Below are 26,903 nucleotides of genomic sequence, written 5' to 3'. Positions count from 1 at the left end.
GTGCATCTACTGTGTCACTTCAATGTTTCGTTGGGGCTTATGCCTGTCTTGGACCGCAATCTCATGACCCAACATGAAAATGGGCGAACCGCAAGTTACCGATATGAGTGGCAGTCTATGCGCTTAAACGCCAGCAGACCTGTTCAGATTCACAGCAGCGATAGTACGCTGGATCAGCGTTAAGCCCCCTGAAGCCATTGACTTATTCAGTCGTATCCATATTCTGTTCAATACTATCCATGGCTTGTAGATAGGCCGGATCATCAGCCTGTGCCGTGGTTTCTTCTAGTTCAAGGTCCTGAAATTCTAAGGCTTTGCGGGCGTTATCGGCAATGATGGCATTAGCTAGCTGCTCTAAAGATTCAGGCTTATCCAGATTGTTGAGAATACCGGCATATTTGCGGCTATAGGGCGGTCGAACCGATTCTTGGCAATAGTTAGACAGCTCACGACTTTTGGTCATCACTTGAAAGGCAAAATCTTGCTCTTTGCCATCCCCGCAGATCACCATATGCAGGAGATTAATCATCGAAGCATCATGGACTTGAATTTTGTACTTAGTCGTAATCTGGGGCCAATAGCGCAGTGCTTTGACGCCCTCTAAGCCCCCTTTCTTCAGTCCTGCTTCTTCGCACCACTGTTCAAATTCTTCGATACTGTAGGGGCAGCGTCCATGTTCTTTCATGGATTGGGCCAATACTTGTCCGGCTCGGAAGTTGCGGGTCGGTTTGCCAGTGGTAGGGCTGGTCATACTCCCTCGTACATCAGCCACCATCGCGGTTAATTGTGAAAAGGTATGGTCACGAACTTTTTCTTTATCTCCTCCTTGATTCAGGGTGGCTTCAATCATGGGCACACCGTACCCTAATTCCGTTAAATCAATCGGTTGTTGAGTGTAAAGCTTCTGCCGATCGCGGCGATACATGGAAACCGTTGCCGCTTGATCCAAGCATTGATCTAATAGCAGAGTCAGGAGGGTTGGCAAAATGCCCGTGTTATCCCAGTGAAACTTATAGCCAAACCCCGCAAAGATCGAGGCCATGTTTTTGGCTGCTTTGATATATTGGGCTTCGACATTATGGACACCGGGCGACACTTGAATATTCAAAGAGATACCATCTAGAAGAAAGGCACCAATCAAGGCCGTTAGGGCATTAGGATGACAAAAATTAGCCGTGAAGCTATCCACGGGATCTCTTAAGGCCCCATCCCGATGAAACCCTGAGAAAAAAGCCAGGTTCGGATTTTTTTCACAAAGAACGTAGGAGGTATTGGTTATCTTGTCATGGCTAAAGGACCCTGCCAAACAAGCTAATACGACATTGGTGCGGCCCAGATCTCGCCGAAGGGTACAGGCTTCTTCTAAATCCTGTTCGATATAGTTACTGTTGGCACTCAGAACCACCAAATCACAGTTCTGAATCAGATACTCTAGGGTATTTGTCACCGAGGCATGGCCTTCCGTGTGGCGAGCCATACGATGTAAATTCACTACATGATCTGGATCCATCCCGCTTTTAGCGTCTTCTGAGAAGGCCCCCATGAGATCTCGGCCCGGTCGGGGGGCCAAAATTAATGGAGTCCCCCCCGCTTGCATGACGGCATTGTAGGCTAGGGATCCAGGATAAAGACCAATACTATAGAAGCCAACGGTGGCCTGCTTTAATTCGCGGATGCGTTGTTTGATCGAGGCTTTGTCCAGGGAATCGTCAAAAAAGCTGTTCCGCATTAATTTCTAAGCTCAATACAATCGGGAAATAAGGAGTTCTGGCCATCTATCTAAAATGCTACCCTCAGATAGTCATTGTAAAACGCCGACCCTGAATGACCGACTTGATTCATCCCACTGCTGTGATTCATCCAGGTGCAAATTTACATAAAACGGTCCACATTGGGGCCTATGTGGTGATCGGTCAACAGGTGACTCTTGGCCCTCGAACACGGGTGGGGCATCATGCTGTAATTGAAGGCTGGGCTGAGATTGGGGCCGATAATCATATTTTTCCAGGTGTGGTCATTGGCATGGAACCCCAAGATCGGAATTATCGTGGGGAGCCGAGTGGGGTGAAGATTTGCGATCGCAACCAGATTCGCGAATATGTCACCATTCACCGAGCCAGCGGGGACCAACAATTTACCTGCATTGGTAGCGATAATCTGCTGATGGCAAATGTCCATATCGGCCATAACTGCCAAATTGCAGATCAAGTGGTGATGGCCAACGCCGTCGCCCTCAGCGGCCATGTCCAGGTGGAATCCCAAGCCAATATTAGTGGTGTTCTGGGGATCCATCAATTTGTCCATATTGGACAGCTGGCCATGATTGGGGGGATGAGCCGGATTATCCGTGATGTCCCGCCTTTGATGCTGGTCGAGGGTAATCCCGCCCAGGTCAGAGCCTTAAATCAAGTTGGGTTACGACGTTATGGCATCTATGATCTCTTGCAGGGGGAGATGAGATCAATTCTCAAGCAAACTTTTCGGTATCTCTATCGGTCGGGTTTAAAACTAGAAGAAGCCCTTGCCCAAGTCGAGTCACTCTCGGATCATCCGCTGGTTCAACATTTGTGCCAATTTATGCGAGCAGCGCAAAGCAGACGCGGCTTAACGCCTGGACGGCAGCGCTGGTCTGCGGTCTAATCCACTATGGGGCGGTCCTACCGAATTTTAATTAGCACAGGAGAAGTCTCTGGCGATTTGCAGGGGAGTTTACTCGTACCGGCTCTTTATGCGGAAGCGCAATCGCGGGGATATTCCCTGGACATTCTGGCTCTTGGGGGGCCAAAGATGGCCGCCGCAGGCGTACAGCTCCTGGGTGATACGAGCCAGATTGGCGCCATTGGCCCCATCAATGCCTTGCCCTTTGTCTGGCCCACGCTCAAAATGCAAAGGCAGGTGATGGACCAGTTAAAACAGACGCCTCCTGACCTTACGGTTTTAATCGATTACATTGGCCCCAACCTTCGCCTGGGCAAACGTCTGAAGCAAATGTTCCAGATGCCTGTGGTCTACTATATTGCCCCACCCGAATGGGTCTGGTCTCAGGGGTTAGGGGTAACCCGACAAGTGGTCGATCTCAGCGACAAAATGCTGGCGATCTTTCCCCAAGAAGCCACCTATTACCAGACGATGGGGGCCAATCTGCAGTGGGTGGGACATCCCCTAGTGGATCAGCTGCCCCAGTTCCCGACCCGTGAGCAAGCCCGCCAACAATTAGGCATTGACGCCCGACAGCCTATGGTTGGCCTGATGCCTGCTTCTCGGTCACAAGAACTGGAGCATTTGTTACCCGTCATGCTCGAAGCAGCTCAAATCATCTCCCAGAACATTCCAGATATTCAGTTTTGGATGCCTTTAGCCTTACCGGCCTATCGCTCCGATGTCACAAGAGCTATCCAGAATACAGGGCTGCCGATTTCGATCACGCCCGATTCTCAAGCCGTGATAGCAGCAGCCGATATGGTAATTACGAAATCTGGAACAGCTAATTTGGAAGCAGCTCTGCTCAATATTCCCCAAGTGGTGATTTATCGGGTGGGTCCTATCAGTGCTTGGCTGTACCAACACCTCTTAAGCTTCAAGGTTGATTTTATCTCTCCCGTTAATCTGGTCGCGGGTCAGGCGGTGGTGCCGGAATTATTGCAGCAAGAGGCGACACCGGAGAAGATCGCCATTTTGGCCTGCCAACTTCTAGAGGATGAGGTCGCAAGACACAAGATCAGAGTGGGATATCAAAAGGTGCGATCGCAACTGGGTTGCCCAGGTGTGCTGCAGCAAACGGCACAGGCAATTCTGGATGTTCTAGAACGGGGATACCCCACTAATCCTTAGTTAGGATTGAGATCCGTAGGGAGTTCACCAATAATCGTTTGCCGACTCGCAAACGTAGCCGTACTCAGATTGGGTTTTATGGCTAAGAGTGCTGCAGATAAAGGGCCTTGCTCAATGGGACGCCAATTGAGCGTCGCCAGCACAATCCTGACCTTGGCCATCACATCAATCAAATTTGAGAAGATACTATCTTCATCAAAGGCTGCAATCAGTTCTGAAGCGCCCTGGTGGGTGGCCCATTTTCGCTCAGATGCGGGGACAAAGGTCCGGGTCCCACTGGTAAGAATAATGTTGAGCGTGGGGTGAAGATTATGGCACCATCGACAGAAACTGTAGGGGTTGGGTTTCAGGATCGTCATATCTAACAGCAATAGATCGGGTATTCCTTGTCCCGACCTCATGGATTGAGTCAGATATTGAGCCAAATCAATATTTTCATTGAGCCAAGTCAGTGAAATCCCTTGAGAACTCAATGCTTCTTTCCAAACCTGTCCTTGCAGGTGCGAAGACTGCACCATCAACACATTTTTGGGGGCTGTTTCGATGGCACTCAAAGCCGATTCGCTCACACGATGATGAAATTCCAGTTGGGAGTGACCGATGGTGATCAGGTCCCCGTCCTTCAGCGCCACTGGCATGGTGACGCGTTCACCATTGACCACAGAACCATTGCCGCTTCCCAAGTCAATCAGATAAAACTCGCCAGTTTCCGTTGCCCGAAGTTGGGCATGATTGCGAGAGGCCCACCGATCAGGGAGCACAATCGAGTTATCAGGACTTCGACCAATGGTCCAGGTTCGCTTGCCCACTAAGGGAACTTGAGACTGACCAATCGGACTAAAGATAATCAAAAGTGACATGGAGGATGGAGCCATATTGTCAAGAGGTTGGGAGAATGAGGGTTCTAGCCAAGGATCAGCGGCCTGGGCCGGGAGAGCAGCAGCAATATGAGGACCTTGTCCATAATCGCATTTCAACGCGCTCATTAACATATGCTGTTTAGGCGTCTGAAGGTGGTCAGCCAGCATACGAATTCCCGAACGCTTTGCCAGCGTGAATATCGGGCGAATCGCGTCTAAATAGCCTTGTTGATTCAAGTTATCTAGTAGCGATGAAGACAGTTTTATCCATTCTATGGGCAATGGCAGGTCTGTGGATAACCAGTCATAGTCTTGATTCGTTTGGATACGAGCGAAGTGAACCCCTTGAGATCGCACCGCTTTTAAATTCGCCAGCACCTGTTCGGACGGTTGGGGCCACAGGGAATCTGGCAATTCCAAGATTAAGTGTTCTGGATTAATCTGATCCTTGGCTAACATCCGCTCAAATTTGGCCTGAAACTTGGATGAAGCCAACTGTGGTTCAGACGCTGGAACCCAAATAAATAGAGGTTTTTGGCTGGGAATTCGCTGCCATTGATGGAGCTGCTGACAGGCTTTACGTAGTAACCACCAGCTCATTGAGGCTTGCAAGCCGGACTCTGTCACGCCGTGAATAAACTCAACGGGAGGGAGTAGTCCTTTGGTGGGGTGTTGCCAATACATCTGCAGGGTAAATCCCCCCACTTCGCTGGTCTCGAGCGATAAAAAGGGTTGGCAGTATAGACGAAATTCTTCATCTTCTAGGGCCTGGCGCAACTCGGTTGCCTTTTGCACCTGAGCCAACGGTTGCATGGGCAGCTCTGGCGTGAAGACCGCATAACACCCTTTACCCGAGGCCTTGGCTCGATATAGGGCAATGTCAGCATGGCGGATCAAGTCTTCAGGTTGGTGGTTAAGACTGCCACTCATGGCAATGCCAATACTGGTCGAAATGAAGACTTCGGTATTGTCGAGGGTAAAGGACGCACTCAGGGTCTGGAGAATGCGATCGCTAATATGTATCGCATCCTCTACCCGCTCAATATTGGGTAGCAAAACCGTAAACTCATCTCCTCCTAAACGAGCCACGGTATCTTCAGGACGGAGACAGGCTTGGAGACGATGGGCCACAGCCATCAAAAGCTGATCCCCCACTAAATGGCCGAGAGTATCGTTAATGATTTTAAAGCGATCCAGATCGAGAAATAGGACGGCAAAAATCTCCTCTGGATGACGTTGAAAAGAGCGACAGGCCTGCTGTAGTCGGTCCGTAAACAGAATGCGATTGGGGAGATCCGTTAAGCCATCATGTAAGGCATCGTGTAAGAGTTCCTGTTCAGCTTGCTTCCGTTCAGTGACATCCACTAAGGTTCCGGCAGTGCCGACACAGCTCCCATCTTCAGCCTGGAGGACTTGGCTATGTATCTCTAGCCAACAGCAGCCTCCTTGCTTGCTTAAATATCTCAGTTCATGGTGATAGCCTGTTTTGGTTCGATCAACCAGGCTTTGAAAGGCTTCTTGAAGCCCTCGGCGATCATCCGGATGCACAAACTCCCACATCGGGTGTCCCAGGCTGTCCTCCACTGAGTACTTCGTGAGCGCAGCCCAAGCCGGATTGAGATAGGTCCAATTCCCGGTTTGATCAGTTTGGAACACCACAACCTGAATCTCAGACAGAAAGCTCTGATATTGGGACAATTGCTGCTGATGCGTGATGTCTGCCTGTTTCCGCTTGGATATATCGAGGAGGGTACCCACCACCCGAGTCGGGCGTCCTTGCAGATCCCGTTGGATCAGTCCGCGATCGCAGATCACAATTTGATCATCGACCTGTAGGCGATATTCGATTTCAAACTGCTCTTGCCCTTCAAACTCTGTTGCGATCAGAGATTCAAAGATAGGGCGATCATCGGCATGAATCTGATTGATCCAAGCTGTATGGGTCAATTCTTGAGTCGGTCGCGCTGCTGAACCCGTCCCATTGGCAAACTGAATAATGCGGTTAGCGGGCAGATCCCAATCATAAAAGCACCCTTCAACACTGGTCGCTGCTAAGGTCAATCGGGATTCAGCTTGGGCCAGATGATCTGCGCCTTGTTCAGCTTGAATGAACCAGGCTAGGTAGCTGGCTAAGTTTTTCAGCCAGGGGCACAGGCTGTCTGGTGCAGGGAACAGCTCAGAACTGGCCAAGCTCAAAATACCCACGACGGTAGAACCCGCCACTAAGGGCAGTTGAATAATCGTCTGGACAGAGACTGATGTGGATAGATAGGGCGCTAAGTTGGTCTGGGTCGTAACCCCTTGCTCGTCCGTCTGGGCAATGGGGGTTAGCGCTCGGAGGGCCTGCTCGGACAGTGGATCGACGGGCTGAGAGGTTATCCCGCCCTCAGGGAGCAAGCAGATCGTTCCAGCTTGAAATTGAAGGCTGTGCTGTTTGGCGTCATAGAGATCCAGCACAACAATGGCAAACCCTAAGGTCTCGCTCAGAATTTCAACCGACTGTTGCAGACGTTCGGAAAGAGATAACAGCCGGGAATCCAGATCGGTGAGTTTCTGGTAGGCCAGTAAGATCTGACTGCCCGTCATCAGGGATTGCGTAACCTCGGGCAAGGGTAGGGCAGAGGTTTCTAGATAATGGATAAATGATTTTATCCCCGAGGACATTTGCTGGGGAAGGGTTGTTAACTGACTCCAAATTTTCTGAATTGCCGCCAACCTGATTTACTCTGCAACCACAACGTAAAGACTTAAATCTGGACCGCTAAGCATAGACGAGCGTGTCCACTGCAGATACCATTGAGAACCAACATTCCTTAATGCTCTGCCACCCTCAGAGTTAAGGAATTGCCATGCTCTAGCGTAATAGCATTACCAAAATAAAGTTAAGGTTGCCCACTATTCCCTGAGACTGGATCATTCCCAATCGTTTGAAAACCCCACCAGACCTAGTGTACCCTTGTAGGCCGCGGACTATAAACTCGATCGATGCAACCTTGATAGAGTACTCATCCCTAATTTGATTGAGGGAGAAGAATTATTGAGTCGCAAGCTGACTGAGCTGCACATGCTCCGATTCCATCAGCGCTTTCCAAGCTTGCTTGACGGTTGGGCTTTGGGGATTGATTCGCTTTTGCGCGACCAGCTCTCGCACGGCATCATACCAGTACCCTGCTTCTGCATAGATATTGTATTGATCTTCAGGTGGGGCGCTAGCCAACTGATTCATCACCTCTGGACTAGGGGGAATATAATTCAGCCAGCCCATTGCCGATAAGCCTCGCCGACTTGTTTCAGAACAATGGAGCTTAACCACCCATCGATAGTTCACACCAGGCTCTAAAGCAGCCGTGTCCTGTTCAGGAATGGTGACACTGGCTAATTCTGGCTGACCCGATACCTCTAACCTGGACGTGTAAATGAGGTCTTGAGGGTTATCTTCTGCATCCATGACGTATAGCGAGAAGGTCATGAATTTATAGGTGTTTTGAGGGATAAACCAGTGTAGCGTCGGGGTGGCTGAGGCGGATAATCCCATATTATTCTTGGGAACTAATGCCGTGAGTGTAGGTTCCCCACTGACCTTACAGCCGCCGCCTCGGGTCGCTAGACCTCGGCGATTGCCAGGTTTACCTACGGTCCCTCCTGGATTAAAGCGGGCATCGCTGGGCAATGCTGGTAAGCACAGTCCGATCATGGATGCGATCGCAAAACTCTTCACAATCAACGGTAGGCGATGGGACGACTTTTTAGACATACAGCCTGCACTTCTTTAAACCCTTCTACTATTTTAGGGGACTGAATTCTGATACGCTGTGTTCCAGTTCACTCATCCGTTGTGACCAGCGATATTTTGGGTTTCAGCCCTTTGAATCAGCGATTCAACCCTGACAATATGTAAAGAAGGCTGTCCATCATCCTGGGAAAGGCATCAAGATAATGATCTCTGCATCGGGTTAGTTCAAAGTTGGGTTGGAAACGATTGAGGAGGAAGAGCAATGGCCAATGGAGTTGCTTCGCAGCAGGCCGTAGGAGCACTAGAAACATCGGGACTACCCGGCAACCTATCGATTGCCGATGCCATGATCAAGGCAGGCCGAGTGACTTTGGTCAGCTATATCAAGGGAGGAAGTGCTCGATTTGCCATTTGCTTTAGAGGCGATGTGTCTGAGGTGAAGCGAGCCATGGAAGCTGGGATTGCCGTAGTAGAAAAGACCTATGGGGCGACGCTACACACCTGGGTGATTATCCCCCGTCCTCATCCCAATGTGGAGCGCGTTTTACCCATTGGTTACCCCCCCGAAGTGGAAGACTATCGTCTGCAAGCGAATGCAGGGAAATAGCTTCAGCTTGTCTGACGACTAAATAGGTTGATTGCAGCCATCCTTTGGGTGGGCTGTCGGTATAATTTTTTCGGAATTTGGCAATGGCACGTTTAGCGCTCTTAAGTACATCGGATAAAACGGGTCTGGTTGAGTTAGCCCAGCAGCTGATCAAGGTCTATGGTTTTACCCTGATCAGCAGTGGCGGCACAGGGGCAACGCTGGAACAAGCTGGATTGCCAGTGACCAAGGTGTCAGACTATACCGGATCACCGGAAATTTTAGGGGGGCGCGTCAAAACCCTCCATCCTCGGATTCATGGTGGTATTCTGGCCCGTCGGAGTTTAGCGTCAGATGCCCAGGATCTGTCGGATAACGATATTCAAGGGATTGACTTAGTGGTGGTCAATCTCTATCCCTTTGAGGAAACGATTGCCCAACAAAAGGCTCAAGGCATCGCTGATCCCCATCAAGCCCTGGCGGATGCAGTGGAACAAATTGATATCGGTGGGCCGACGATGATTCGGGCCGCCGCCAAAAATCATGCTCATGTGACGGTGTTATGTGACCCTCAGCAGTATGGCACCTATTTACAGGAGCTGAAACAGGGTGAAGGAGAGACGTCTCTATCTTTCCGACAAGCTTGTGCCCTGAAGGTATTTGAGCGAATGGCGAGTTATGATAGTGCGATCGCAACCCACCTTCGCCAATCCATTGCCTCTTCCGATCCCCAAACCCATCTCTCCATCTCAGGTACAGCTAAACAAACCCTGCGTTATGGTGAAAATCCCCACCAAGATGCTATTTGGTATCAAGATAGCGATACGCCTTCAGGATGGGCGGCTGCTCAGCAACTCCAGGGTAAAGAACTTAGCTATAACAACCTGGTGGATTTAGAAGCGGCTCGACGCATTATCGCCGAATTCGCCCAGGCCGAAACCCAACCTACGGTAGCGATTCTTAAGCACAACAACCCTTGTGGTGTTGCCCAAGGCGACACCTTGCTGCAAGCCTATGAGAAAGCCCTAGCCGCCGATTCCGTCTCCGCCTTTGGCGGTATCGTTGCCATGAATCGTCCTATTGATACCGATACGGCTCAGGTGCTCACCAAAACCTTTTTAGAATGTATTGTGGCCCCTGAGTGCCAGCCTGAGGCAGCGGCTGTTCTCCAGGCCAAGTCTAATTTACGGGTGTTGGTGCTGCCGGATTTAGTCAGTGGTCCTGCGGTTACGGTAAAAGCGATCGCAGGCGGTTGGCTCGCTCAAGCCGCCGATGAAACCTTAACTCCCCCCGCAGATTGGCAGATTGTTACCCAAGCAAAACCCACTGAAGCTCAGTTAGCAGAACTTCTGTTTGCCTGGAAAGTAGTCAAACATGTCAAATCCAATGCCATTGTCGTCACCAAAGATCACACCACGTTGGGCGTTGGCGCAGGCCAAATGAACCGAGTAGGCTCGGTTAATATTGCGTTGCAGCAAGCCGGAGACCAGGCCCAAGGCGGGACCTTAGCTAGTGATGGTTTCTTCCCCTTTGATGATTCAGTACGAACAGCCGCCGCTGCCGGAATAACGGCTATCATCCAACCCGGTGGCAGTATTCGAGACAAGGACTCTATTCAAGCTGCCGATGAGTTGGGAATAATAATGGCCTTAACGGGCACTCGCCACTTTCTTCATTAACGTCATCATCAGGCGGTTTGCAGGGAGGTTTTAGGTTGAGATCGCGCCCCTTGTTTTTGGATCTGGATCGGCGTTATCGGGCCTGATGTAATGCCTCGTCGCCCCGGTTGGACCGTCTTTCGGTTCAGTAAGCCAAAACTAAACTGCGTCAACATCGTCCCGAGAACAATTTTGAGTTCGTATTGAGCTAACGCAGCCCCCACACAACAGCGCACACCACCGCCGAAAGGCATATATTCGTATGGGGAGAACTGGTTTTGTAGAAAGCGTTCTGGACAGAACTGTTGGGGATTGGGAAAGAGATCCTCCCGCTGGTGCAAGCTGTGGATACTACCGACCACCAACGTCCCTGGTTCTAACGGGTATCCACCCAATTCCATCGGAACTTTAACCCGACGAGGGAAGGTCACCATGGCAATCGGATGGATACGCAACGTTTCACTGCAAACGGCAGCAAGGTAAGAAAGTCGTAAGAACTCAGCCGAATTCTGTGGATTCGTTACGGTGTCCAGCTCAGCCATCAGCTTTTCCTTAACGTCTGGCAATGCGTGAATCCAATACATCGCCCAAGCTAAGGCGGTTGCAGTCGTGTCATGTCCTGCGGCTAACAGGGCCATCAGCTCATCCCGTAAATCTTGATCCGTCAGGCCCTTTTCTTCTTCGTCCGTCGCCGCTAGGAGTAACGAGAGAATATCTGTACGATTTGGGTCAAGATTAGCTCTTCTTTCCTGAATTTCACTAAATAGGAGCTGGTCAGTTTGGACTGCAAATTCCAAAAAACGATGACCTGGACTCCAAGAACCAAAGTCTTGTTGTAACCACGGTAAAAATATAATGGCCGACGTGATTGGGGAAGCCGTGATGCTGAGTCGCGAATGAAGCAAGTGCTCAATTTGCAAATAGCGTTCGCCTTCATGCATGCCAAACACAACTTGGAGAATGACGCGCATGGTAATTTTCTGCATTAAATCGCGAATGTCCAAGGAGGCTTCCATGGGCCACTGCTGGAGTAAGTCTAAGGTAATCTGGCGAATAACTTGGCCATAAACATTGAGACGTTCACCATGAAAGGGGGGCATCACTAACCGTCGGCGACGCTGATGTTGTTGACCACTGAGCAAGATGAGATTCTGCCACCCCATCACCTGTGCCAGTATAGAATTCACCTCTCCTGGGGCCGTAAATTCTTTCCCTGTATCGTGAGTCAAAATATACTGCAACGCCTTCGGATTGTTGATTAAAACCCAAGGCTCACCACTTCCCGATGGAACTTGGGCCTGAAACAGATCTCCAAAGCGGCTGAAGTTAGCGTTCATGTAGCTGAGGGGATCCAGAATCCACTGAGTGGCTTGCCAGAACTTAGGGGTTTTTGGAGTGGGTATCGCCTGCATCGTGTTGGTAATTTAGCGGTACTGGACTGATAGCTACGATCATTTTAAGTAATGCTGAAAAATTTGACTTCGGCAAGTCGATGGGACAGCTATTGGCGACATCTGAACGTATAGTAATGGGGTTGATCAGACACCAGTCACCACCATGAAAATTTCCGGCACTTTTTTGGATGAGATTACCCACGATATTCCATCCAATAATTGGGGAAGAGCCGAATGGGCCGAAGATTTCCGAATTATGAAATCCATCGGTATCGATACGGTGATTATGATTCGGGCGGGAGTGGGACGAATTGCCGTCTGCCCTTCACAAGTGCTCTTGGAGCAGGCTGATATTTTTCCAGTCTATGAAGATCTAGTAGAGCTGTTTCTAGACCTAGCCGAAGAGAATGAGATGGCCTTTTTCTTCGGCACCTATGATTCAGCCACTCGACCGTCTCGGGAACGCACCTTAGATCAAGAGGTGCAGTTGGGTAAAGACTTTATCGATGAAGTCTGGCAGAAATATGGGCATCGGTCCGCCTTTAAGGGCTGGTATCTCACCTTTGAGCTGGGCAAAATGGAGAAACACCGGGTTGAGTGTTTAAGGCAATTGGGTGCCCACTGCAAAGGGCTCTCCCCGCATCTACCGAATATGATTTCCCCCTATTTGCATGGCCGCAAATTAGTCGATGATCCGATTTCCTTGGATCAGCATTGTCAAGACTGGAATGAAATTCTAGGGGTGTTGGCAGGCGCTGTTGATATTGTCGCCTTCCAAGACGGCCAGGTGGATTATGATGACTTGCCCGATTTCCTGCGGGCTAACCGAGAACTCATTGCTAAACATGGGATGCAGGCTTGGTCTAATTTAGAAAGCTTTGATCGAGATGTTCCCTTTGATTTTCCGCCTTTAGACTGGCGAAAGCTGTGGTGGAAAATGCAGGCGGCAGAGCAATCGGGGGTGGAAAAGCTGATTACCTTTGAGTTTTCCCATTTTATGAGCCCTAACTCTTGCTGGCCAGCGGCAAAAAATCTCTTCAATCGCTATTGCGACCATTTACATCGGACAGGTGAATTAAGCTAGTTTTCGAAGCTTAAGGTAGAACAAGTTCGAAGGGAGATAGGCGACCGATGGTTGATGGCGAACTTTTTGTGATCGCAAAGCATTGCTTGGCATTTTGGCTTTGTTAGACGAGAAGCGTATCAAAGCACGTCAGCTTAATCTAATCCGCACTAACAAAAATTAGGGGACTGTTCAATAAGCCAACAGCCCCCTATTTAACCTTTATGCTTTTATGGTTTTAATCCACTTCACTAATTGGAAGGCGCCATATCAGGTGCAGTAGAACCATCAGGACTATCTGGTGTCATTCCTTCACCAGAAGGCTCCATAGTTCCACCAGGTTGTTCAGCGCCCCCTTCTGAAGGGACTTCCACGGCATCAGGACTATCCGGTGTCATTCCTTCACCAGAAGGCTCTATGGTTCCGCCAGGTTGTTCAGCACCTCCTTCAGGAGGGGCTTCCATAGCATCAGGACTATCCGGTGTCATTCCTTCACCAGAAGGCTCTATGGTTCCACCAGGTTGTTCAGCGCCTCCTTCAGAAGGAACTTCCATAGCATCAGGACTATCCGGTGTCATTGTGCCCTCGGGAGTATCAACGGCCCCTGCCTCAGGAGTATCAACAGCTCCCTCAGGATTTGAATCCTCTGGAGCAGCCTCCGTCTGGTTAGTTCCAGCACAACGAGAATTGAGTGGGAAATTTTTACAGAGAACTTCCATCACTCCTGGTGGCAACTCTTCATCCTCTGCTCCAGCTTCGGCCTCATCAGCCTGGGCAATACGGACATCAATACTATTGGAAGCAGACATCACTGAAGACACATTTGCACCAGCAGGCAAACTCGCCAAAACACCTACAAGGATAGAAAGTAGTGGCCATGAAAAGTTAGCTCGTGACATATAGATTTCCTCCACCTTAGAGCACTTACTGCTCCTGAGATTACGATGCAAAAGTGAATAATATGGGAATTGTGCCTTAATCCCTGGGAGCATGTCACTTTTACAGATTGAGCTGTTTCAGCAGAGGACATCAAGTGTTGCTCAAAAATCTTCTTCATCAATGAGCTTCAACTCAAAAGCCGTCTCGATGCAATTGCTCAATCTCTTGATGAGGAAATTGGTGATTCCCTCCAACGTCTCTACAAGGCAAAACAACACTATATTGCAAGAGAAGGTTGATGAAACCCTCGCTCTGTTTGAGCCTTCGAGAAAAAGCAAGCCTAGGTCTTTGGCGACTATAATTCGTGAACATCGGCATCGGATCGCCAATTATGACCATTTCCAGAATGAGTAAGTCTGCTCCATTGGGGCGAGGGCCGTCGAATCTGCTATCCAACAAATTAGTCGTAAAGTCAAAATCTCAGGAACTCGGTGGAATGAGAGCAATATTCCGCAGGTGCTGGTACATCCGTGTGCTTATTCTCAATAGACTTCTTGCATGAATAGCAACCCTACATTGGCCCCCCGGCCCCCCAGTCATGAGGGGCCAGGGGGCTAATGCAACCCGTAATGGATCGCGAAATAGGCAAAGGCAATAACCGCAGAAAAGGATTCATGCAAGAGGCCCAATGGCTTAATTGGTTTGCAAAGGTGACATGTTCCGTCAATACCTCTTAACTCTCAACCTGGATTTCTCACAAGCAGTTATCAGACTTACCCTAATCCTCAACAAAAAACTCAACTAAAATACAAAACTAGGGAATTAGGTGTCTAAAAAGGGGAAATACTAATCAGAAATCTTGTATACACTAGAGTATCTCTCGTAGATTGATAGATAATTCAGCTGCTAGACAATTAAATTGCCAACGATTTACCTGAAGAATTAGACATGTCATAACCTTCAAAAGCAGTGGGCAGAAGAGTTTCTTTTTTATTCTCCGAAAAAACAAGTAAGAGATCAAAACAAGCCTCATTCACCTGGCTTTCCCCAGAGATGTAACATAGACTACTCGATAATACATTGGGATATGTGTATGATGACCGCATTAGAGGATTCAGTTAAAGTAGCCTAAAAGCCTCTCCTGGTAGTAAATACAGAAAAATGTGAACTCATTGAAACGAACCTAATCTTGGGAACTATCACTCCTATATAATTCGTCCCTTCTTATATTAAAACCTTAGATTTTGGGTGATTGCTGTATATCGTAGCTAGATCGTTCGCGCTGACATACAAATAGTCCTTTACAAAGCGGTATTTTTCTTGTAAATTAAAATCTTTAGCATACGCTGGTATAGTAATTCGAAAAACTAACAAACCAGTCTAATTCGTTCAATTGCTGTTCTACGTTTTTTGACTTGAGTTCACCGTACCCTCGAACCAAATGACCTGAATTGAATCATTCAGTTTGCGCTCTCCATAACCTTACTAAACAAGTGAGTTTATGATTTTCGCCTTTCCCCTAGCCTGAATGCCAAACTATTAAGTTAGTATGCTTTATTAATGCAGAATCTAGTATTAGTAACTATTGATCGAATAAATCCTTCTATTGCCAGCATATTTGGCAATAGAAGGATTACTAAAAATGTCAGAGGGTATTTACATCAAGGAGTTGATACTAAGCTAGTTAGGAATACCGCAACCACAAATTATTGCTTTGGTTGCCAGAAGGTTATCAAAGTCGAGCAGGGGAAAGAAATTTCTCTAGACTCTTCTCGCGTAAAAGATAGCTATGTCAGGCTTCCTACAACACCCACTACCCCTAAAAGTGTTTTCTCTCAAATCTCAAATTTTAATGCAAGCTTTCCAATTAATCCCTTTCACGTTCTAGCTACATTTTATTGTCGTCGGCGCGAGCAAAAAGTGTTTTTAGTGCGTGATGGAAGTCTAGAGCAGACAAAGGGCCATGCTATTTTATGGAGATGCCTGTCAATCGCTCACTTTAACTTTGAGCATTTTCTATCCAAGAATTTCTCTGAGGTGACGTGGCTACATATCAAATCATGCAAACTTTTCGAAGCCGCTTATTTCAGCTTCGCAAATACATTGAAACAAATTAGCAATACTGTTAATGGCAAAATCCTCCTCTATAGTTCAGTAGATAAAAAGTGCCATCGAGGGTATTGCTCCATTAATGTTAAAGCTTTCCTCATTGAATCTGCATAGTCTCCCAATCAAGCCCATGCAGAACGACAGTATTTGAATTTATACCAAGGAGATTATCAACAATGAAAAAATGGTAGACAAAGATTCAGTAAACTATGCTCAGCTGATTCATTTATGAACTCTTTGTCCACGAAAGGAGACCAGCCCTTAATCAAGGAGTTCAAAGACTGAAAGCATAGCTCGAATACCTTTTTAGAGAGCAGCCCCCGACGCCAATCTTAGACTGCTCTCTTGTCTTTTAACCAAGCACCTACATTTAAGGAGCCTTAACCAATGCTAGCAGAATTCTATCAAAATCAGACATTTATCACCAAATAAATCCTGTTTCTAACGTTTTGACGCTTTCAAGGCGTAGATTCGGCGAGTACTTAAGTTTTTTTTGTTGTGGATGTCAATTAGTTGACAGAATCAAGTATTGATAGTGGTTCCATATATTTCTTTGATAAACGGCCCCGACGCCAATTTGAGGCCGTTTTCTCCAAGTACTTAATCATCAAAATAGGATAGCCGAAATGAAAGTTGCTGTTATTGGTCCTAAAGGTTTGCCTGCGAAACAGGGTGGGATAGAGCATCACTGCTCAGAGGTTTATCCACGGATGGTTGCACAAGGCACCTCAGTTGTGTTGTTTGCACGTTCTTCCTATACAAATTTTCCTTGGTTTCAAAGATATGACTATGAAGGTGTAGAGGTTGTAAATCTTCCCAGCCTATGGTTGCGCGGCATCGATGCTTTTATCTCTTCATTGTTAGGTTCAGTTTCAGTCTGCTTAGGGCAATACAATATTGTTCATTTCCATGCCTTAGGACCTGCCTTGTTTTGTTGGTTGCCAAAACTAGTCCCTTTTGTAAAAAAACCAAAGATCGTAGTGACTTGTCAAGGATTAGACTGGCAGCGGGCAAAATGGGGGAAATTTTCTAGTACGCTAATTCGTTTAGGCGAAAGATCTGCTGCTCTCTTTGCCGATGAAATTACAGTTGTATCGAGAGACTTAGAAGCTTATTTCTGGCAAACCTATCAAAGGAAAACTGTTTATATTCCCAACGCTCCAGCAAGCTATTCAGACTCAGATCCGGACTTTAAATTTGGCACTTCACTAGGATTGGAATCAGGAAAATACATTGTCTTTTTAGGTCGACTTGTTCCTGAAAAACGTCCAGAGCTTTTGATAGAAGCTTTTAAGCAGCTAGATGAAAAGGGCGACTGGAAGCTAGTTCTTGTTGGTGGTGTCAGTGACACATCTTCTTATCAAAGAGAGTTAGTCCAAAGGGCAGAGCAAAGTCAAAATATAGTTTTTGCTGGTGAGCTAAGAGGAAAGTTGCTGGCTGAGATTGTCAGAGGAGCAGGTTTGTTTGCATTGCCATCTGATCTTGAAGGTCTGCCGTTAGCCATGTTAGAGGCTATGCGAGAAGGAGTTCCTATCTTGGCTAGCGATATTTTAGCTCATCGACAACTACTAGGTAATGATAGAGGAATTCTTTTTCAAGCAGGTAATTTATCATCTTGCGTTGAGAAAATGCAGTTTTCTTTAGGCAATCTTGAACAACTTTCATCGATGGCTATAAATGCAAAGAAGCATGTCGCAGAACATTACACGTGGGAAAAAGTTACTACTGAAAACTTAGATGTTTACTCTACACTATTAGCCCTTAATTCAAGAGAGGATATACCTAGAGAAACTGTTACGAGAGCATAAAAAATGTTAACGCAAGGGAATGTGAGTGAGGCTAATCTATTAAGAATCTATTAAGAACCTATTTGATTGCTAATCTTGAGTTTAATGACTTCTGTTCTAATGATGAGAGTAAATCTACTTCTATAAAATTGTTTTCCAGAAGTAAAATATTATTATTTTTGGTTTCTTGCTTTTAACAGCTGAGTCTAAGGTCATTTCTGATTTGTAGTTCTATCTTGAATTGATTATTTTTTGTTGATATGGACCAATCTATTTCTAAAATATTAAAGGTAGCTTACAGAAACCGCTGGGCAGCCGCAGGGGCATTTCTCTCAGTATTTGGAGGGCTGTTGATTTACATATTAATTACGCCTCGCATGTACTCTGCTAAAGTCCGTTTGATGTTAGACGAGAAACCTGCAACAAGCATCTCGCCACTAGGGCGGGATCTTGCACAGCCTCCTGGTAATAGTAATAAAGCGCTTGCAACTCAAGAAGAGTTAGTTCGCTCTAAAAAAGTCTTATCTAAGGCCATTGCCCTTTACCAACAAAGCACAGATAACAATCTTGCAGAGGAAATTACTTTTGGTGCTGTTAAAAATGAACTAGAAACCCAAGTTGTTCCGGGTACTCAGATCATTGAGATTAGCCTCAATCATGTGGACCCTAGTACAACTGCTGCTCTATTGAATTTGATAGCAACAGGTGTAGTAGAGGAGAATGCGGAAACCATTCGCTCAGAAGCGAGGGCAACCCGACAGTTCTTAGAAAAACAAATCCCGCATAGACAACAGCAACTGGTAAGTATTGAAGCAGCCATTAGCCAATTTAAACAGAAATACAATATTGTTTCTCTGGGAGACACTGATAATAAGCGGCTAACGCAGAGTATCGCTGATGCAGAGAAAGTTGCTGAAGACATTTCTGCTCAGATTCGTCAGACTCAGGCAAGAAATATTGCTCTAAGTCAGGTGACAGGCAGGAGTACACCGCAAGCAACATATGAATCTACTAAAGCTGGACAAGATCCAGAGTTAATCAGTTTGAGAAGCAAACTTGCTGATTTAGAATCTCAATTAAATCTAAAACGAGAAAGCTTAACTGAAGAGCACCCTGATATTCAAAAACTCTTAAATGAAAGAAGTGCCGCTCAGATTCTATACCAGGAAAAGCTATCAAGCTTATCTGATAATCAATCTGGGACCCAAAATCCTAATGAAGTTGCTGCTGATAAAGTCACTCAGGAACTATCGGAAAAATTGATTCTCAGTGATGTCGAACAGAAGGAATTAAGGCAAAAACTACTCTCTACTGAAGCCTATATTTCTAGTTTGAATGATCGTCGTCAACAATTTCCAGTTTTAGAAAAGACTTTAGCATCGCTGACTCGGCAAATGGAAACTGCAACTCAGTCGGTAAAACTGCTGAAGCAGAAGTTGGATGAAGCTCGCATTGCAGAAGCTCAGTTAGTTAGTAATCTTAGAATTATTGAGGAAGCTACAAAGCCAAGTTTACCAACGTCTCCAAATGTTCCTAGCTTACTGCTTTTAGGTACTGTAGCAGCCTTTGCATTTTCAGTAGGAATCATCTTATTAATTGAGGGACTAGATGGTCGCTTAAGAGATCTTGAGGATCTTGAAGCGTTTACCGAACTTCCCTTGCTAGGTTCAATACCTAAGCAAAGAAATGGCATTTTTAGATCTACACCATCTGCAGATTTATGTAGTGATCCTGCTCTCCTTGAAACGTTTAGATTACTTTCCAAGAACGTCCAGCATCAGATCAATAGAGAGAGCAATGTTCTAATTATTACAAGTGCGATATCTGGCGAAGGAAAATCATATGTTGCTTCTAATTTGGCAGTTGTTTCGGCAATGCTATCGAAAAAAACTTTGCTAGTTGATGCAGATATCTTTCGGCCTTCAATCCATTCTATTTTCCAAAGTCCCCTTGAACCTGGATTGCTAGATATCCTAAATAGTAATTCAGCCTCAGAAGAGGAAAGTGCAAGCTTAGCTATTCAACGTACGTCGGTTAGGAATCTTTCAGTTATGACTGCTGGAAAGCCCTCTCAAGATCGCCTATTTCCTTTTGAGTTAGAGAATGAAAATGTAAGCAGCTTATTAGAAAAGTTATCCCGAAATTATGAATTGGTTATTGTCGATACTCCACCAGTAATGTCTTGTGCAGATGCCCTTACCCTTTGCCATGGCCATCAAGCTGTCATGGTTGCTAAGCTTGATTTAACACCTAAGAGTATCTTAAAGAAAGCCATTGATACATTTAATTCTAATAATGCAAAATTAATTGGTTTAGCCATTAATGGAGATGCTTCAAAGAATAATGACTATTACCAATATTTACAGAAAGACTATGCCCTTGCCTCTTGACTTAAGAATCAATCTCTAGTTTTATTCGAAAATACTTAAAATTATAGATGTTTTATATTTCTATTTATGGCTTTAGATACTAAAAACAAGTTGAAGCTAGGTGTCTTTTTGTTATCTGTAGCTATTTGCATATTAACGGCTATTTTGGGTGAGCTTAGCTTGCAGTTGCTAGTGCTAGTATCTGTAGGAATACTAGTAATTATCTACTTTTTTTCTGAATTTGAGAAATCGGTTCTTGGCCTGCTCATTATTCGCAGTTCTCTCGATCTATTTTCTGCACAACAATTACCAGCACTTTATGGTGTTGGCATTGAGTTTCTAGCTATCTTATTTGTCATCGTCTTGATTATTACAGGTCATTCTATACAGACTGACAAGTTTTGGCTTTTCTTGATGAGCTGGGCTCTCTTTCAAAGCATGTGGTTAATTTTAATGCTTGTCGGTGGGTTAGGATTTGATGATTCCTACTTATCGGAGAGCATACGTGAATGGGTTCGCTTGCTTTTGTGGCCAACGATATACCTACTAGTAATGCAACTGAAAGGGAGAGTCTCACCAAGTCGCATAATTTCATCAATGTTTTTCTCTCTTCCCATCCCCCTAGTCGTTGCCCTATATCAAATTCGTTCAGGTGAATTAAGAGTTTTTTCTACTTTTGGACATGCAAATGCCTTTGCAACTTTTTTATTACTTTTTATTGTTCTGGCTTGGTGGAAATTGAATAATACTCAAGGCCATAAGTGGCTTTGGATAGCATTAATAAGTACACTAGCCTTCTTTCTGGTCAGTACAAAAGCATTATTCAGCTTAGTTATGCTTTCTATCTGTATGTTAGTGATCACTATCTCTAAAGTTAGTCCTTTGAAATTAATCAGTGGATTACTCCTCATAGTTTTTGTGATTGGTCTATTTGCTAGCTCAGAGTTCGGTCAGGAGCGTCTTGAGTCAGTTCAGAAAACGCCTCTAGGAAATCCAGAAATTACAGTATCGCGAGCAATTCTAAATTCTGAGATTGATAGCAATAGCTTTAATTGGCGACTATCTCAATGGCATAAAGTTCTTAAAGCTTGGGAAAAACATCCAAACTTTGGCTATGGCTTGGGCTTAAGTATGCAATCAATAGATAGTAAGTATCTCCCTCACAATGAATATATCCGAGCTATGGTAGAAGGAGGGATTGTAGGTCTTGGAGCCTTCTTAACCTTCTTTATTGCTCTATTCTTGCGTACTTTAAATCTCTATAGATCTGCTTCTGACCATAAACCACGCCAAGATCTATGTCTAAGTTTGTCTGCTCTAATCGCTGCCACTATGATTGGAATGATCACTGAAAATATTTGGGGCCATACTGTTTTTCTCTTCTACTTCTTTGCTTTACTACCAATTACAGGATGGGAGTGGACAGACGACAGTATATCGAGCAGTAAAATAACATCATTTCCATAAAAAACTTCTACTTCTTGAACATACTATTAATTAAATAACCAATCAATAAAAGGTTTAACATACATGTTTGGTATCAAATCTAAACTTAATATTGAGCACATAACTCCAGATCTATATGTAACCTATCTAGTTAAATATATCTACCAGAATTTTTTTCTTCAATCAAGGGATAATCATCAATCTTTATTTATTATTGGTTGTCAGCGGTCTGGCACAAGTTTGATTAATCGTGTTTTTGCAAGAGACCTCAATGTCCGTGTTTATAGAGAGTCAAGTCGTTTATCATCAAATGATCCATCTCCTATTGCAAAAAACAAGCTGAGATTAAATTCATTCAATGAGATGAAAGCTACGTTAGACAAAGACAAAGCCCCAATTATTGTCTTTAAACCTCTAGTAGAAACACAAAACACTCTAGAGATATTAGATTTTTTCCCAGAAGCAAAGGCATTATGGATGTACAGACATTACAAAGATGTTGTTAATTCTTTGTTGAAAAAATTTAGTGTAAATGTCGGCATTCGAAACCTTAAGTCTATCGTTGAGAACAACCAAGAAAATTGGTATTCAGAGAAAGTTCCTGAAAATATTCGTAGAGTGGTAATACAGCATTTCTCTGAACAGATGAGTCCTTATGATGCAGCAGCTTTATTCTGGTTTGTTCGCAATCAGCTGTTTTATGAATTACAGCTTGATAGTAATCCACGTGCTTTGATGTGTCGTTATGAAGATCTTGTCACTCAACCGGATCAAGTCATGCATTGTATTTATGAGTTTATAGGAGCTCAATATAACGATAAAAATAGTTGGGAAGTGCATTCCAATTCAGTCAAAAAAGGTCATTTAGTTCAACTTTCACCAGTGATCGAGCAGCTTTGTGATGATCTGTTGAGGAAGCTAGAAAACACATATAATAATCAGAACGTATTACAAAGGAAGCCAGTTGAGATGCTCCATCAATAAGTGGTTTCCTAGAATGAAGAAAATCTCATTTATTTAGAGACAGTGAGCTAGGGAAGCAGAGAAAAGTGAGCACTTTAATCAGCAATATTTTCCAAGACTGGCAAGCAAATCAAAAAACAAGTCTCAAATCCCGGCTAATTCTGCTAATGTTCCGTTTAGCTCAAATTTCGGGCCAGTTGCCTGCTCCTTTATCAATATGTCGACTAATCTATCAAGTATTCGCGGAAGTATTGCTTGGAATTGAGTTGCCTTGGAATACTCAGGTTGGTTCTAGTCTGCAGCTTCAGCATGGTACAGCTTTAGTTGTGAATTGCGATACTAAGATTGGTTCCAACTGTATTTTGCGACATTCCACAACGATTGGTAACAAAATACTACCGGATGGCTCTGTGAGTGATTCTCCTACTATTGGAGACCACGTTGAGATTGGGGCCCATGTCGTCATTATCGGTCCCGTAAAAATTGGAGAGTATGCGGTGATTGGTGCTGGTTCTGTCATAGTTAAAGATGTTCCATCTAGGACAGTCGTAGCTGGAAATCCTGCGAAAGTTATACGTAAGCTTGAGGACTGTGTAGATGTCGATAGCCCTAGAGCGCTTATTTCAGAATCTCCCATCACAACTAATGAGCTTAGTACACCAGGGGCTGGAAGTTGAGTCTAAAGTATGTTGACTTATCCATATATAGAGAAGCTCAATTCGAAACAGACGCCATTAGGTGTAGTGGTATTTAATGATTATACGATTGTAATTTTACTGTCAATAGAGCTTGTTGATAATTTTTTAGCTTTCATTCGTTTTTTATTGATCATTAGCTGTCAAAAAATTGTTGGCAATTGTGTTAGCGGTTATGTTGAAATCCTCCGGGGCATTGAAATTATTACCATGATCTATGATCAAGGGGAATCTTTGAGAAACGTGTTTTGTGGATTAGTGAGTTGGACTTTAAAATATCTCTTGTGTGCAAGGTGTCTTAGAAAAGAGGAAAGTTTTTGGAGGCATTGTTATACCATGTCATAATCTTCAGGTTTTAGTCACAATTTTACTAATTACTCCAACTTTATACCGAGAGCAACAGCTTTTTGGTGGAGTCTGGATAGAGTCCATCTTTTCATCTATTGACCACCGACTAAACAATGACTAGTTTTCAACTGAAGCAATCATGTTCTCTCCACTTCAAACGTTCTGCGGAGTTTTATTGAATGCCTAAAGTCTCTGTTATTATCACAACTTACAATTCAATGCCTTACTTCCCAGAGACTTTAACTAGTGTGTTAAGGCAATCCTTTACTGACTTTGAGATTATTATTATTGATGACGGTAGCACTGATCAAACTACTACTTGGACTTCCCAGATTAACGATCCTCGAGTTAAGCTAATTTCTCAATCTAATCAAGGTGTTTCTGTCGCGCGCAATACAGGGATTAGCCATGCCCAAGGGAAGTATCTTGCTTTCTTGGATGGGGATGATCTTTGGAAGACCACTAAATTAGAACAACAAGTTCGACTGTTAGACGATTACTCTGAAATCGGTTTAGTCCACACTTGGCTAGCCTTGATCGATGAACAGAGTCATCTTACCGGCAGGGTCATGCAACCTGTTGCAGAAGGGGAAGTTTGGCAACAGATTATTGAAAATAATATGGTCGCCTGCTCTGCAGCAATGGTCCGTCGATGTTGTCTAGAAAAAGTCGGAGGTTTTGATCCTGATCTACTAGTTGCCGAAGATTGGGACTTATGGATTCGACTAGCTGCGTCTTATCCATTTGCTGTTATTAGAAAACCTTTAGTTGAATATCGTCTTCATACTCAAAGTAAATCAAAACGGTATCCAGCAATGGTCCAAAATTTTCATGTCATTATTGAACGTGCCTTTGAGTCTGTGCCCTATGAACTCTTACATCTTAGGAATCGGAGTTATGGTCGAGTGAATTTGTGTATTGCTTGGAAATGTATACAAAGGAGTGATCCAGAGTTTGAAATGGCTACCAATTTTTGTCATCAGGCATTACTGCACTATCCACAACTGCGATTTTCTCGGGAATATATACGTCTAATAACTGCTATTAAGTTAATGCAGTGGTTTGGCCCACAGAATTATAGTTGGCTCCTTAACCGATTTAATACTTTGCGAAGACGACTGGCTACATCTAGCAGCTCATAAGCCCTCTCTAGAGTGCTCCTATTCTATAGAATTTAACATGCCTTTAAAACTACCCATTCCCATTCAAAAATTCTTGAAAGCTACCCGCTTATGGCAAGAGAATCGTCTGATTTTGCAAGAGTTCAAACACTTTCGAAATATTACTCTTGCAGCAGTTTTATTCTCTTTAGTAGCTGCTTTAATGGCAGGCTCAACAATAGCCCTTATTGGCATCTTTTTGCAAGGGCTCACTAATCCTACTGAACCCCCTATCCAAACCGGTATCAGCTGGTTTGATATTCTGATATTGGGTACTCAAGCATCCTCATCAGAAAGAATTTTCCGGCTATCTGCCTTGATTTTAGCTGTGATCTGGCTACAGTCCTGTTTTATGTATTTAGGACTGTTATATTCTAGATTAGCTTCCATTAACCTCACTGATCGTCTGCGGAAAAGTCTTTTTGAACAGTTACAGGATCTCAGTTTGAGTTTCTACTCAACAACGCAACCGGGTGAGTTAATCAATAGTATTCGTGGAGAGACCAATCAACTTCAGCAAGCGTTTAATGTTGCGTCGATATTCATCACAAAAGGTTCTACGTTGCTTGTATACATAACCTTAATGTTTATCTTGTCATGGCAACTTTCTATAGCTGCATTTATGGTTTTTGGCTTGCTGTCCGTAGGGGTCTCAACAATTACGGCGAGGGTAAGAGAAGCAAGCTTTGATGTTCCCGAAGCAAATGGTCAGTTCTCATCAACAACACTTGAGTTTATTAATGGGATCCGCACCGTCCATGCTTCAGCAACCCAAGACTTTGAGCGTAAACGCTTTCATCACGCAACTAAGCGAGTTGTCAATGCTACTACTAAAGTTGCTAGACTTTCAAATTTAGTGGGTCCCCTTACGCAAGGCATCTCAGGCACAATGCTCATACTTATGGTTGCAATTGCGTTCAAAACTTTGGTAGAAAGTGGCCAGATGCGAGCAGCCACACTACTTACATTTTTGCTGACCCTATCCCGAACGATGCCAGTAGTGACTCAAATCAATGGAGCTTGGACAAAACTCAATGCTTTTCAAGGCGCATTTCACAATATTAAAGAGCTTTTAAGACGAGATGATAAACCCTATCTAAAGAATGGTAAGTTGCCATTCTCGGGTTTAAAACATTCTATTGACTTTGTCTCTGTAGACTTTAGCTACACTACTGATGAGTTCGTCCTGCACGATCTGACCTTATCAATTGCTAAAGGACATACTACTGCTTTAGTGGGAGCCTCTGGTGCAGGGAAAACAACATTAGCTGATTTGATCCCAAGGTTTTATGACCCTACAGAAGGGAAAATTTTGGTTGATGGGACTGATTTGCGTGAGTTTGACGTTCACTCATTACGAAAGCAGCTAGCGATTGTAAGCCAAGATACGTTTATTTTTAATGCTTCTGTTCGATATAACATTGCCTATGGTTTAGAAGACATTGACGAGAAAGCTATATGGGAATCTGCAAGGCAAGCTAACGCACTTGAGTTTATACAAAAACTACCTCAAGGGCTAGAAACGCCTTTAGGCGATCGCGGTGTCCGGTTATCGGGTGGGCAACGGCAGCGAATTGCAATTGCTCGAGCCTTATTGCGCAATCCAGAAATTCTCATTTTAGATGAAGCAACTAGTGCTTTAGATTCAGTGACTGAGCGATTAATTCAGCAAGCTTTAGAGAAACTTGCCAAAGGACGCACCGTCATTGCAATTGCTCACCGGCTTTCTACCATCATCAATGCTGACCGAGTTGTCGTGCTTGAGCAAGGCCGGGTTGTGGAACAAGGTAAGTACCAAGAATTACTCAGTCAACAAGGAGAGCTTTGGAAATATCACCAAATGCAGTTCACAGCAGGGCAATCTATCTAAATTTTGGATATTAGTTTTTATATAAAAACGCAAAATCAATTATAATGCCAAGAAATAATATAATATTGAGTCGAAAAATGTACTAGTTAAAACAGTTGTATAGATAAAACTACTAAATTTTTTTGTTATAGATAAATTAGGGAACCCGCACA

The 26,903-nt window shown here is 44.7% G+C and carries 19 protein-coding genes; 14 read left to right on the top strand and 5 right to left on the bottom strand.

Features of this window, described 5'->3' with window-relative positions; all coding sequences use genetic code 11:
- The coding region (locus Q0986_RS17650; RefSeq protein ID WP_299413550.1) for a hypothetical protein at positions 1 to 183 on the top strand (183 nt) is incomplete at its 5' end.
- A 19-nt stretch (positions 184 to 202) separates the two neighbouring features.
- Here the strand turns inward: Q0986_RS17650 and Q0986_RS17645 are convergent.
- The gene (locus Q0986_RS17645) at positions 203 to 1,729 is read right to left on the bottom strand and encodes a hypothetical protein (protein ID WP_299413545.1); all 1,527 of its coding nucleotides are present in this window, start codon (positions 1,727 to 1,729) and stop codon (positions 203 to 205) included.
- A 95-nt stretch (positions 1,730 to 1,824) separates the two neighbouring features.
- On the opposite strand from Q0986_RS17645, the gene lpxA reads away from it, so the two are divergent.
- Both lpxA and lpxB read left to right on the top strand, forming a co-directional pair.
- Positions 1,825 to 2,640 carry an acyl-ACP--UDP-N-acetylglucosamine O-acyltransferase gene (gene lpxA / locus Q0986_RS17640; protein WP_299413541.1) on the top strand — a complete coding sequence of 272 codons (816 nt, stop codon included), beginning with the start codon at positions 1,825 to 1,827 and terminating at the stop codon, positions 2,638 to 2,640.
- Between the two features lie 6 nt (positions 2,641 to 2,646).
- Positions 2,647 to 3,831, top strand: coding sequence for a lipid-A-disaccharide synthase (gene lpxB, locus Q0986_RS17635; RefSeq protein ID WP_299413536.1), 1,185 nt, complete (start codon positions 2,647 to 2,649; stop codon positions 3,829 to 3,831).
- Here lpxB and Q0986_RS17630 read toward each other — a convergent pair.
- Together Q0986_RS17630 and Q0986_RS17625 are read right to left on the bottom strand one after the other, a co-directional pair.
- Complete coding sequence (locus Q0986_RS17630; protein WP_299413532.1) at positions 3,828 to 7,406, bottom strand: diguanylate cyclase; 3,579 nt, start codon at positions 7,404 to 7,406, stop codon at positions 3,828 to 3,830. The genes lpxB and Q0986_RS17630 overlap by 4 nt on opposite strands.
- Positions 7,407 to 7,725: 319 nt before the next feature.
- Complete coding sequence (locus Q0986_RS17625; protein WP_299413528.1) at positions 7,726 to 8,445, bottom strand: DUF928 domain-containing protein; 720 nt, start codon at positions 8,443 to 8,445, stop codon at positions 7,726 to 7,728.
- Between the two features lie 241 nt (positions 8,446 to 8,686).
- Here Q0986_RS17625 and Q0986_RS17620 point away from each other — a divergent pair, with 241 nt between their 5' ends.
- Positions 8,687 to 9,031: a carbon dioxide-concentrating mechanism protein CcmK gene (locus Q0986_RS17620; RefSeq protein ID WP_299413525.1), complete on the top strand. Its 345-nt coding sequence runs from the start codon at positions 8,687 to 8,689 to the stop codon at positions 9,029 to 9,031.
- A gap of 83 nt (positions 9,032 to 9,114) precedes the next feature.
- Complete coding sequence (gene purH / locus Q0986_RS17615) at positions 9,115 to 10,689, top strand: bifunctional phosphoribosylaminoimidazolecarboxamide formyltransferase/IMP cyclohydrolase (RefSeq protein WP_299413522.1); 1,575 nt, start codon at positions 9,115 to 9,117, stop codon at positions 10,687 to 10,689.
- Between the two features lie 8 nt (positions 10,690 to 10,697).
- Here purH and Q0986_RS17610 read toward each other — a convergent pair whose 3' ends face one another.
- Positions 10,698 to 12,080: a cytochrome P450 gene (locus Q0986_RS17610; protein ID WP_299413520.1), complete on the bottom strand. Its 1,383-nt coding sequence runs from the start codon at positions 12,078 to 12,080 to the stop codon at positions 10,698 to 10,700.
- A 145-nt stretch (positions 12,081 to 12,225) separates the two neighbouring features.
- Here Q0986_RS17610 and Q0986_RS17605 point away from each other — a divergent pair, with 145 nt between their 5' ends.
- Positions 12,226 to 13,146 carry a DUF4434 domain-containing protein gene (locus tag Q0986_RS17605; protein WP_299413515.1) on the top strand — a complete coding sequence of 307 codons (921 nt, stop codon included), beginning with the start codon at positions 12,226 to 12,228 and terminating at the stop codon, positions 13,144 to 13,146.
- Between the two features lie 230 nt (positions 13,147 to 13,376).
- On the opposite strand, the gene Q0986_RS17600 is transcribed toward Q0986_RS17605, so the two are convergent.
- Positions 13,377 to 13,934, bottom strand: a complete 558-nt coding sequence (locus Q0986_RS17600; protein ID WP_299413513.1) for a hypothetical protein — start codon at positions 13,932 to 13,934, stop codon at positions 13,377 to 13,379.
- A gap of 1,630 nt (positions 13,935 to 15,564) precedes the next feature.
- Between Q0986_RS17600 and Q0986_RS17595 the strand changes: the two genes are divergently transcribed.
- The 8 genes from Q0986_RS17595 to hepA all read left to right on the top strand — a co-directional run bounded on the left by Q0986_RS17595 (position 15,565) and on the right by hepA (position 26,751).
- A complete protein-coding gene (locus Q0986_RS17595) occupies positions 15,565 to 16,227 on the top strand; it encodes a hypothetical protein (RefSeq protein WP_299413510.1) in 663 nt (220 codons plus the stop codon).
- Between the two features lie 512 nt (positions 16,228 to 16,739).
- Positions 16,740 to 17,921 carry a glycosyltransferase family 4 protein gene (locus tag Q0986_RS17590; protein WP_299413507.1) on the top strand — a complete coding sequence of 394 codons (1,182 nt, stop codon included), beginning with the start codon at positions 16,740 to 16,742 and terminating at the stop codon, positions 17,919 to 17,921.
- Between the two features lie 239 nt (positions 17,922 to 18,160).
- Positions 18,161 to 20,290, top strand: a complete 2,130-nt coding sequence (locus Q0986_RS17585) for a P-loop NTPase (protein WP_299413503.1) — start codon at positions 18,161 to 18,163, stop codon at positions 20,288 to 20,290.
- A gap of 66 nt (positions 20,291 to 20,356) precedes the next feature.
- Entirely contained in the window at positions 20,357 to 21,736 is a 1,380-nt protein-coding gene (locus Q0986_RS17580) for an O-antigen ligase family protein (RefSeq protein ID WP_299413499.1), read from the top strand.
- Positions 21,737 to 21,799: 63 nt separating this feature from the next.
- Positions 21,800 to 22,699, top strand: a complete 900-nt coding sequence (locus tag Q0986_RS17575; protein ID WP_299413494.1) for a sulfotransferase — start codon at positions 21,800 to 21,802, stop codon at positions 22,697 to 22,699.
- A gap of 65 nt (positions 22,700 to 22,764) precedes the next feature.
- Positions 22,765 to 23,355, top strand: a complete 591-nt coding sequence (locus tag Q0986_RS17570) for a DapH/DapD/GlmU-related protein (protein WP_299413491.1) — start codon at positions 22,765 to 22,767, stop codon at positions 23,353 to 23,355.
- A 545-nt stretch (positions 23,356 to 23,900) separates the two neighbouring features.
- Positions 23,901 to 24,863 (top strand): glycosyltransferase, encoded by a 963-nt coding sequence (locus Q0986_RS17565; protein ID WP_299413487.1) that lies wholly within the window; start codon positions 23,901 to 23,903, stop codon positions 24,861 to 24,863.
- 37 nt (positions 24,864 to 24,900) lie between these two features.
- Positions 24,901 to 26,751, top strand: coding sequence for a heterocyst formation ABC transporter subunit HepA (hepA, locus tag Q0986_RS17560; protein ID WP_299413484.1), 1,851 nt, complete (start codon positions 24,901 to 24,903; stop codon positions 26,749 to 26,751).
- The last annotated feature ends 152 nt before the right edge of the window (positions 26,752 to 26,903 follow it).

The sequence above is a fragment of the Acaryochloris sp. IP29b_bin.148 genome, assembly GCF_028285565.1.
In the GTDB taxonomy this organism is placed as follows: Bacteria; Cyanobacteriota; Cyanobacteriia; order Thermosynechococcales; family Thermosynechococcaceae; genus Acaryochloris.
This window is presented reverse-complemented; position numbering and strand designations above follow the sequence as displayed.